The organism is Accumulibacter sp. (assembly GCF_032229525.1).
GTDB lineage: Bacteria > Pseudomonadota > Gammaproteobacteria > Burkholderiales > Rhodocyclaceae > Accumulibacter.
In genome coordinates this window covers 1-7,814 of sequence record NZ_JAVTWB010000227.1, presented here as the reverse complement: position 1 = coordinate 7,814, position 7,814 = coordinate 1, and the positions used below count along the sequence as shown (strand labels likewise).

The 7,814-nt window shown below is 59.7% G+C and carries 5 protein-coding genes; all 5 read left to right on the top strand.

Features of this window, described 5'->3' with window-relative positions; all coding sequences use genetic code 11:
• A partial coding sequence (locus RUW20_RS18005) for a patatin-like phospholipase family protein (RefSeq protein ID WP_313953603.1) occupies window positions 1-1,814 on the top strand: 1,814 nt, incomplete at its 5' end.
• A gap of 274 nt (window positions 1,815-2,088) precedes the next feature.
• On the top strand, window positions 2,089-3,807 hold the full coding sequence (locus RUW20_RS18000; protein WP_313953602.1) for an arylsulfatase: 1,719 nt from the start codon (window positions 2,089-2,091) through the stop codon (window positions 3,805-3,807).
• A 145-nt stretch (window positions 3,808-3,952) separates the two neighbouring features.
• Window positions 3,953-4,972 (top strand): HAD family hydrolase, encoded by a 1,020-nt coding sequence (locus RUW20_RS17995; RefSeq protein WP_313953601.1) that lies wholly within the window; start codon window positions 3,953-3,955, stop codon window positions 4,970-4,972.
• Between the two features lie 58 nt (window positions 4,973-5,030).
• Entirely contained in the window at window positions 5,031-6,584 is a 1,554-nt protein-coding gene (locus RUW20_RS17990; protein WP_313953600.1) for an arylsulfatase, read from the top strand.
• Window positions 6,585-6,883: 299 nt separating this feature from the next.
• Window positions 6,884-7,606, top strand: a complete 723-nt coding sequence (locus tag RUW20_RS17985; RefSeq protein WP_313953599.1) for a tetratricopeptide repeat protein — start codon at window positions 6,884-6,886, stop codon at window positions 7,604-7,606.
• Window positions 7,607-7,814 lie beyond the last annotated feature (208 nt).

Genomic DNA, 7,814 nt, shown 5'->3' with positions numbered 1-7,814 from the left:
TCAAGGGTCAGCCAGGTATCGTCATGGGACAGAAAATCAAGCTGTTCTTCAACGCCCTGGTCCGCGATTATCTGGGTGAGCGCGAAATCGAGACCCTCCCCCTGCCCCTGTCGATCATTGCCACCGACATCGTCGGCGGTGAGCGGGTGGTCTTTCGTCAGGGCAGCCTGTCGCAAGCGATGCGCGCCAGCATGTCGGTTCCCGGGCTGATGGCGCCGGTCGAAACCGACGGCAGGAAGCTGGTCGATGGCGGCCTGGTCGACAACGTGCCGATCGACGAAGCGCGCGACCGCTGCCAGGCCGACGTGATCATCGCGGTCAATGTCGGCTCGCCGCTACTCAAGGCCGAGGACATCAGCGGCCTGTTGAGCGTGTCGGCGCAGATGGTGAACATCCTGACCGAGCAGAATGTGACGCGCTCGCTGGCAACGCTCAAACCGACCGACATCTACATCAAGCCCGATCTTGAGGGGATCACGGCGGGCGATTTCAAGCGCAGTTCGGAAACGGCGGATCGCGGCGCCAAAGCCGCTGAAGCAGTCGCCGATCGCCTGCGCACACTGGCGGTCAGCGAAACCGCTTACGCAGCCTGGGTTGCGCAAGTCCAGCCCCCCATGCCCGTAGCGCCGCGTGTTGACGAGATACAGATCGCCGGACTCAGGCTGGTCAACCCGGCAGTGGTCCAGCGCTATCTGCAGATCAAGCCGGGCGATACCGTCGACCCGGCCAAAGTGGACGCCGATCTGATGCGCAGCTATGGCGATGGCTACTACGAGCAGGTCGATTACGCGCTGGATACCACGCTGCGCGAACGCAACATTCTGCGCGTGACGCCGGTCGAGAAAGGCTGGGGACCCGATTACATGCGCTTCGGCATCAACCTGGACAGCAACTTCCGCACCGACTCCACCTACAGCCTGCGCGCCGCCTACCAGAAGACCTGGCTCAACGCGCTCGGCGGCGAATTCCTCGCCTATGGCGAAATCGGCTCACAAAACGGATTTGGCGTGGACCTTTACCAACCCCTCGACGCGCAGCAGCGCTTCTTCGTCGAAGCCAACGCCAGCTACCTGAACCGCATAACCGGGGTTTACCAGAACGACAAGAAGCTTGCCGAATACCGCATTTCCCAGAGCGGTCTACGTCTGGGTGGCGGCGCGAATATCGGACTGCTCGGGCAGGCACGGCTAGGCTGGCAGGAAAACTGGCGAAAGAGCGAGATCGACACCGGGTCACCGTTCCTGCCACAGGAATCCAAAACCTTTGGTGGCTGGTTTGCGGCACTGGACTTCGACCAGACCGATCGACTCTACTTCCCGACCAACGGCTGGTCCAGCAACATCAAGTACTTCGACTCCGCAGCCGAGGGCTACAGCAGGCTCGATGCCGGCGCCAGCGGCTACTGGAGTATCGGCGACTGGGTGCTGGCGAGCAGGCTCTCGTATCAAGGCTCACCGGTCGGACAACTGCCGGCCTACGACCTCGGGCAATTGGGCGGCATGCTGAACATGACTGCCTTTGCTGTCGGGCAATTGAAAGGTGACGAGATGAGCTACGGCAGTATCCGTGCCGAGCGAATCATCGGCCGCCTGCCGCTCGGCCTGCGTGGCGACCTGCGGGTGGGCGCAGCGTTCGAGACGGCGAAGATCGGCCGGCCATTCACCGAGACCGAACTCAAGGGCTGGATCCCTGGCGCCGCGGTCTATTTTGGCGGCGAAACGCCGCTGGGCCCGGTGTACCTGGGTTACGGCTACTCCAACGCCGGCTCGACCGGTGGCTATTCCAATTTCTACCTGTTCCTTGGAACGCCCTGACCAGTAAGCATCCCCCCGGCCAAGCCGGGGGCCTCCCTTAGTAGTCTCGAGTGCGCCAAATTCCCCACTGACCGGAAACGTTCGCAGGCCACCAACACAGGACCGGCAGGACGAACCCTTGTGCGAGTGGTCCGTATCAGCGATGATCGCCGCGGGACCGCCAAAAACAGGAAGAACTGACGCGCCCCTTACCAACCCAACAAGTCCAAAACACCCGCTCGGGCAACGCCCGAGCCTATGGCCTCGGGCCGTGAATCATTGAAAGGAGAAGAACATGAAGCTCATTTTGCGCTGTTGTCCCAGATTGCTGGCGCTAATCGCTGCGCTGATATTCGGCACCGGGTCGGCCTTTGCCGCCACGTCCGGCGCCAAGCCGAACATCCTGTTCATCATGGGCGACGATATTGGCATCATGAACGTGGGAGCTTACCATCAGGGCCTGATGGTAGGCGAAACGCCGAACATCGATCGCATCGGCAAGGAAGGTGCGAGATTCATGACCTATTATGCCGAGCAGAGCTGCACGGCCGGTCGCACCGCCTTCTCCACCGGCATGCATCCCTTGCGGGCGGGCATGGTCATGCCGCAGCTTCCGGGTGCTACCAGTTCGCTGTTGCCGGGCACGCCCGCGATAGCCAAATTCCTGCTGGACCTCGGCTACACCACTGGCGAATTCGGCAAGAACCATTTAGGTGATAAATCGGCGTCGCTGCCCACCGCTCACGGCTTCCAGGAGTTCTGGGGCTACCTGTATCACCTCGACGCCATGCAGGGCGTGAGTTTCCCCGACATCAACAAGTCTTCGGTCGATCAGGTCGTTGTGCCACCCTGTAAGAATACCCCGGTTAAGGGCCTCAAAGAGGTCGCCGGCGCGGTCGACCCTAGAACGGCACTCTGTATGACTCCGCCACGGCCGATGCTCGCGTGTACTTCTTCGGACGGTAGCGAGAAAAACCAGTCCTGCAAGGACGAAGGGCCGCTGACGCTGGAACGTTCCAAGACCGTGGATGAGGAAATCTCCGCCAAGGTCATCGACTTCCTCGACCGCAATGACCCCAAGAAAACCGGCAAGCCGTTCTTCGTCTGGTATAACCCGGCGCGCATGCACGTCACCACCGTGCTCTCGGACAAGTACGCGGACATGCTGGGCGTCAAAGGCGGCAAGGACTGGGGTCCAAACGAAGCCGGCATGAAGCAGATGGACGACAACATCGGCTACGTGATGAAAAAGCTCGAGGATATGGGCCAGCTCGACAACACCATCATCGTCTTTACCACCGACAACGGCGCCGAGGCGATCACCTATCCGGACGGCGGCATCACACCGTTCAGGGGCGGCAAGCTGACGACCTGGGAAGGCGGTATGCGGGCTCCGATGCTCGTCCGCTGGCCGGGGCACATCAAGGCTGGCACGAATCCGGACCAGATCTTCTCGTCACTGGACTGGGTGCCCACCCTGGTCAATATCGCCGGCGGGCCTTCGGGTGACGGGCTGAAGAAGCAGATCGAGGCCGGCAAGTACCCCGGCATCGTCAAGACCACGCTGGACGGTTTCGATCAGCGGGCCTATCTCGAAGGCAAGGGCGACTCTGCGCGCGACACGTTCTTCTACTACACCGGCGCACAGCCTTCAGCGGTGCGGTACAAGAACTGGAAGTTCTACTACACGATGGTTTCTTCCAAAGCGCAGGATATCTTCGGCTCCCCAGAGACCTATCACTGGACCATGGTCAACAACCTGAAGCGTGACCCCTTCGAGCGGTCGGTTGCCTCGGTTGATGGCACGCTCATGGGCTACGGCGGCGCACTGGCCGCGCCTAGCACGGCGATGATCTATGACTGGAACCTGCTGCCCATCGGACAGCTGCTGTGGCTGAAGGAGCTCGAGACGTACAGGACCTTCCCGTCGCTGCAGACACCGGCGAGCTACAACCTGGATAACATTATCCACTCGATGCAGGAAGCCAAACACATCAGCCACCCGGGCCACTGAGCAACCCGTCAAAGGATGTGATTGAGCAGTAATACAGCGGGCGGCCTAAAAAAGTCGCCCGTTTTTTTCGGTGATCAATGCGCTCGAGCCGTCGTTCTGACATGCTCGTCGGCCGCCGGGAATTCTGTATCACAGGAGAATAGCCATGCCGAAACTGTCGTTTTTTTCCAGATTTTCGCGGGTCCTGGCGCTGGGCGTGCTGCTTGCATTCGGCGCGCAGGCCCAGTCCGATCCGCTGCCGTCGTGGAACGACGGCGCCGCCAAACGCGCCATCGTCACCTTCGTCCGGGAAACCACCGACCACTCCAGCGCCAGCTTCGTGCCGCCCGCCGAGCGCATCGCCACCTTTGACCAGGATGGTACGTTGTGGGTTGAGCATCCAATGTACGCGCAGGTGATGTACTGCCTCGATCGCGTCCATGCCATCACCCGAGCCGATCCGGAACTCGCCGGCGTCGAGCCCTTCAAAACCGTCCTGTCCGGCAACCGCGAAGCAATCGCCAGGCTGACCATGCCGGATCTGGAGAAGATTTTCGCCGCGACCCTGACGGGCATGTCAATCGACCAGTTCAACGCCGACGTCAAGAAGTGGCTGGAAACGGCGACCGACCCGCGCTGGAAGCGACCCTACACGGCTCTCACCTACCTGCCGATGCAGGAGTTGCTCGAATACCTGCGCGCCAACGCCTACAAGACCTACATCGTCACCGGCGGTGGCCAGGACTTCGTCCGCCAGTACGCCGAGAAAATCTACGGCGTCCCGCCCGAACAGGTGGTAGGGAGCGCGGTCGGCACCCGATACGGCTACGGCAAGGACGGCAAGCCTTTCCTGACCAAGGAACCCAAGCTGCTGCTCAACGACAACGATGCCGGCAAGCCGGAAGGCATCCACTTGATGATTGGTCGCCGCCCGCATCTGGCCGTCGGCAACTCGACCGGCGACCGGCAGATGCTCGAGTATACGAAAGCCGGAGACGGTGCGCGCTTGTCGATGCTCGTACTCCACGACGATGCCCAGCGCGAGTATGATTACGGGCCCGCCCAGGGGCTACCCGCGACGAAGGTCGGCGCGTTCACCCAGGCTCTGTACGATCAGGCACAGAAGCAGGGCTGGACCGTCATCAGCATCAAGAACGACTGGAAGAGGGTTTTCGCGTTCGAGTAGCTCTATCGCCCAACCACAGATGGCCTTGCGCTGAGGCCTTCGCAGCCGGAGAAGCAGAATGAGAAAGACGTTAGTGAAAGCCCTCTCGATCCTATTGGCCGCGGCCCTGTGTTGGCCCGCGCTGGCCCAGGCGGCGCAGAAGAAGCCCAACATCCTGATCATCTGGGGCGATGACATCGGCTACTGGAACGTCAGCGCCTACAACCAGGGCATGATGGGCTACAAAACGCCGAACATCGACCGCATTGCCAGGGAAGGCGCGCTGTTCACCGACTGGTACGGCCAGCAAAGTTGTACTGCCGGACGTGCCGCCTTCATTACCGGGCAGTCGCCGTTCCGCACTGGCCTCTTGAAGGTCGGTCTACCGGGTGCCAAGGAAGGGCTGCAGGCTCGCGACGTGACCATCGCCGAGCTGCTCAAGGCGCAGGGCTACATGACAGGACAGTTTGGCAAGAATCACTTGGGTGACCTCGACACACACCTGCCCACCGCGCATGGCTTCCAGGAATTCAAGGGCTCGCTCTACCACCTGAACGCCGAAGACGAGCCAGAACACGAGGACTATTTCCAGAGCCCCGAGCTGCGCAAGCGTTTCGGCACTCGCGGCGTCATCCACACTTGGGCCAACGCCGACGGCACACAGCGCATCGAGAGCACAGGCGCGCTCAACAAGAAGCGCATGGAGACCATCGACGACGAAGTCACCCAGGAGACGATCCGCTTCATGGCCGACGCGAAGAAGGCCGACAAACCCTTCTTTCTGTGGTGGAATTCCACCCGCATGCATATCTGGACACGGCTGAAGGAGTCGTCCCGCGGCAAGTCCGGGCTGGGAATCTACCCCGACGGCATGCTCGAGCACGACGCACAAGTCGGCGAGCTGTTGAATGCGCTGAAGGAACTCGGACTCGAAGAGAACACCATCGTGATGTACTCGACCGACAACGGCGCCGAGAAATTCACCTGGCCGGACGGCGGCACGTCACCGTTCCGCGGCGAGAAGAACACGAACTGGGAAGGCGGCTACCGCGTGCCGACGGCCATTCGCTGGCCCGGCGTGATCAAGCCCGGCACCGTGCTCAATGACATCTTCGCGCACGAGGACATGCTTCCCACGCTGCTGGCCGCCGCCGGGGTGCCCGATGTAACGGAGCAATTGAAGAAGGGCATGAAGGTCGGCAACAAATCCTTTAAAGTCCATATCGATGGCTACGACATCACCGACGCACTTTCCGGCAAGTCGCCGAGCCCGCGGCACGAGTTCTTCTACTTCAATGATGATGGCCAGCTTGTCGGCCTGCGCTACGACCAGTGGAAGATTGTTTTCGCCGAACAGAAGGCGCACGGCGCATCGGTCTGGCGTCAGCCGTTCACGACGCTGCGCGCGCCCAAGATATTTAATATCCGAACCGATCCGTTCGAGATCGGCGACGTGGAGGCCATGGACTGGAACCGCTGGTGGGTCGAACACATCTTCCTGCTCGTTCCCGCTCAGCAGTACGTGGGGAAATTCCTCGGCACCTTCAGGGAGTTTCCACCTAGCCAGAAGGGCGGCACCTTCGCGCTGGATGCCGCCCTGGAGGCGCTGCAGGTACCTGGCAAGAGCGACTGATTCGGTAGCATCGTTGTCTCGCATGTCGCACCGGTCCGGGTTTGCTCCGGTTCAAGACCTGCCTGTATCCAATTCGGTGCGTTGTCTCAAGCGCTTTGTGATCCCCCGGCCATGCCGGGAGGATTCACCGACGTTTGACCCATCAAGTCAAGGAATGGCGGCAACGTGCCCTTTGTTTTCTGATGCCATTTTCATGCGCAATGACAGCTAAGTAATCGGAAACCCGCCGTTCAAAATTTCGGTGTGACGGTCTTGATTTTGGCCTATCAGGGCCATCAAATTGCTTCTCGATACGTCACATGCAGGTAGCAGGATTGTTTGACAAGCGCCAGCAGCCCATCACCAAACCAATACACCGACACAAAATGAAATCATTCAAAGCCAAGATTATTGCGCTCAGCGCATGCTTCCTTGTCACTCTCGCGTTTGCAGTAGAGACCCCCGCTCAAGCTAGAGAAAATGCCAATTTCGAGGCTGGGATCGCCGCTTATCAAGCCAACGATCTGCCGCTCGCCTACAAACATTTTCTCACAGCGGCTAAAGAAGGGCATGCCGACTCCCAGTTCAATGTGGCCTTGATGTATGAGAAAGGCATCGGGATTGGCATAGATGAGAAGGAAGCAATTGTTTGGTATGGCAAAGCCGCTGCACAAGGTAATGCAGCTGCGCAATACAACCTGGGCGTGCTCTATGAAAATGGTCGTGGTACGAAGATTGATTTCGCAAAAGCCAATGAGTGGTATCGCAAGGCGTCGGTGCAGGGCGATGCGCTGGCCATCGGTAATCTGGGCATGCTGTATGTGCGCGGTCAGGGTGTGAAAGAAAATAAAGTCGCAGGCGTGGCACTGCTCCTGGTGTCTGCTACCAAAGATCCTTCACCCGAAAACAATGCAAAACGAAATCTTACAAGCACTCGTGGCCTAACGACCAAGATGGCCGTCGACGCTCAGGCGCTCTCTGGAGAAATGAGCGTTGCCAAGAATCTTTTGGTGCCGCTCGATCAGTATTTAAAAAACCACTGAGAATGGTACGAAAAGAATAATAAGCTGATCGCTTACGGAAAGGCATTGGAGTCTGGTATCCGGTCAGTTAATTGCCGTTCACGCTGTTTTTTTCTGGGAGCGCGGCGTCTGCTTGTGCCCCGTTGCGGCAGTAAGCCTCCCCATCAGGAGGGTGCAATTTGCGGCCCAAGCGGTCAAATCTGTTTTGATTGAAGCGGCCCAAGTGGGT

Coding starts and splice junctions, on each gene's coding strand:
- RUW20_RS18000 (WP_313953602.1), top strand. CDS start 2,089: ATGAAGCTCATTTTGCGCTGTTGTCCCAGATTGCTGGCGCTAATCGCT.
- RUW20_RS17995 (WP_313953601.1), top strand. CDS start 3,953: ATGCCGAAACTGTCGTTTTTTTCCAGATTTTCGCGGGTCCTGGCGCTG.
- RUW20_RS17990 (WP_313953600.1), top strand. CDS start 5,031: ATGAGAAAGACGTTAGTGAAAGCCCTCTCGATCCTATTGGCCGCGGCC.
- RUW20_RS17985 (WP_313953599.1), top strand. CDS start 6,884: ATGCAGGTAGCAGGATTGTTTGACAAGCGCCAGCAGCCCATCACCAAA.